Genomic DNA, 1,232 nt, shown 5'->3' on the forward strand with positions numbered 1-1,232 from the left:
CCGGATTCCAGATCCGTTTCAACGCGGAAGGAGGGGTCTTCTGCGGCCAGACGCGCCAGACCGGTGGACATCTTCTCTTGGTCAGCCTTGGTTTTAGGCTCAACCGCGATTTCGATAACCGGATCGGGGAAGGTCATTGTTTCAAGAACAACAGGGTCGTTGACGGCGCAAAGCGTGTCACCGGTCGTTGTGTCTTTCAGACCTGCCAGCGCGATGATGTCGCCCGCGAACGCTTCTTGAATTTCTTCACGATCGTTGGAGTGCATCATCATCATACGACCGACGCGCTCTTTCTTACCTTTGGTGGAGTTCAAGAGCGTGTCGCCCTTGTTCAGCACACCGGAGTAGATGCGGGTAAAGGTCAGCGAGCCAACAAAGGGGTCGTTCATGATTTTGAACGCCAGACCGGAGAAGGCCATGTCGTCATCCGCACGGCGTGCGATGTTACGGGTCTCTGTCTCGTCGCCTGGTTTGAAGCCCATGTAGTCAACAACGTCCATCGGGGATGGCAGATAGTCGATTACAGCGTTCAACAGAGGCTGAACACCTTTGTTTTTGAACGCGGAGCCGCAGAGTACGGGGATGAACTTGATCGCCAGTGTCCCTTTACGGATCAGACCGCGCAGGGTGTCGACGTCAGGCTCTGCGCCGTCCATCAGGTAGTTTTCCATGGCTTCGTCATCCATCTCGACCGCAGTCTCGATCAGATGCGCGCGCCATTCGTCGGCCAGGTCTTTCAACTCGGCACGGATTTCGCGTTGTTCCCAGCTCGCGCCAAGATCTTCACCGGCCCAGACCCATTCTTTCATGGTGACCAGATCGATCATGCCTTCCAGCTCGGTTTCGGCACCGATCGGAATTTGGATCGGCGCAGGTGTCGCACCGGTACGGTCTTTGATCATCTTCACGCAGTTGAAGAAGTCAGCGCCGATTTTGTCCATTTTGTTGACGAAAACGATGCGTGGAACCTTGTAGCGGTCCGCTTGGCGCCAAACGGTTTCGGTCTGGGGCTCAACACCGGCGTTGGCGTCAAGAACAGCAACCGCGCCGTCAAGAACGGCCAGCGAACGTTCAACTTCGATGGTGAAGTCAACGTGGCCGGGGGTATCGATGATGTTCATCCGGTACTTGGTGTCGGATGTCGCGTCGGCTGTTGGCTCTTCCTGGCGCTGCCAGAAAGTCGTCGTCGCAGCGGAGGTAATTGTAATACCGCGTTCCTGCTCCTGCTCCAT

The 1,232-nt window shown here is 56.2% G+C and carries 1 protein-coding gene; it reads right to left on the bottom strand.

Translation table 11 applies throughout. The annotated features are described in order from the left end of the window. Positions 1-1,232, bottom strand: a 1,232-nt coding sequence (locus B3849_RS16575) for an elongation factor G (protein WP_286780446.1), incomplete at both ends; no start/stop codon positions are given.

The sequence above is a fragment of the Sulfitobacter sp. UBA4523 genome, from assembly GCF_002388305.1.
GTDB classification, from domain to species: Bacteria; Pseudomonadota; Alphaproteobacteria; order Rhodobacterales; family Rhodobacteraceae; genus Sulfitobacter; species Sulfitobacter pontiacus.